Origin of the sequence: Gillisia xinjiangensis (assembly GCF_046298265.1) — a bacterium.
In the GTDB taxonomy this organism is placed as follows: Bacteria; Bacteroidota; Bacteroidia; order Flavobacteriales; family Flavobacteriaceae; genus Gillisia; species Gillisia xinjiangensis.
On record NZ_JBKAHK010000063.1, the window covers coordinates 1 to 619 of the forward strand.

General features: G+C 64.0%; 1 protein-coding gene. It reads left to right on the top strand.

From position 1 onward, the window contains the following. Window positions 1-278: 278 nt before the first annotated feature. On the top strand, window positions 279-619 hold a 341-nt coding region (locus tag ACKGJN_RS16475; RefSeq protein WP_409540658.1), incomplete at its 3' end, for a DUF6969 family protein.

Sequence of the window (619 nt, forward strand, 5' to 3'; positions counted from 1 at the left end):
CAACTGCTCGGTCCTGGTGATCCGCCCTTAGCGGGGGGGGCAGCGTCACGCCAGGCCAAGGACAGCGCCCGGGATGCGTGTGGTTGTGCGGGCGTCAGGTGGCCGGCAGGCGACGCTTAAACATATTCTCATCGACTTTCGGCTAGTCTTAGAATGACGGGCCGTGGCGGCCCTCACGGCGACGTGATGGAATCCGGCTGGCGGCAGCGGGGCTCGCTGCCTAGGTTACTGCTGGCGGCCCGGCCGCTGTTTGGGTTGGCGATGCTATGCGAAGTGACGTGAAAATTCAGGAGGCTGCGCTCGACGCCGATTTTCCGCTGGAAGATCTGCCGACTGCGCAGTTGGAGGACATGGCCGAGGCGGGTGCCGAGGTCATGGATGTCCACCGTGTTCTCGCCAAAACCGGCGACAACATCGTCGGCGAGTTGCTGAAGCACAACGGCACGTTTTACGAGTGGGACCACTATCCGCCGGGCGACGTCTACGACCATGAAACCCACGGCCAGTTCTACTACCATGCCCACGCTTCCGATCAGCGCTTCCAGGGCGAGCACGGCCATTTTCATACCTTCGTGCGCCCGCGGGGCATGCCGGCGGGCATCCAGCCGGCCAAGGTGCC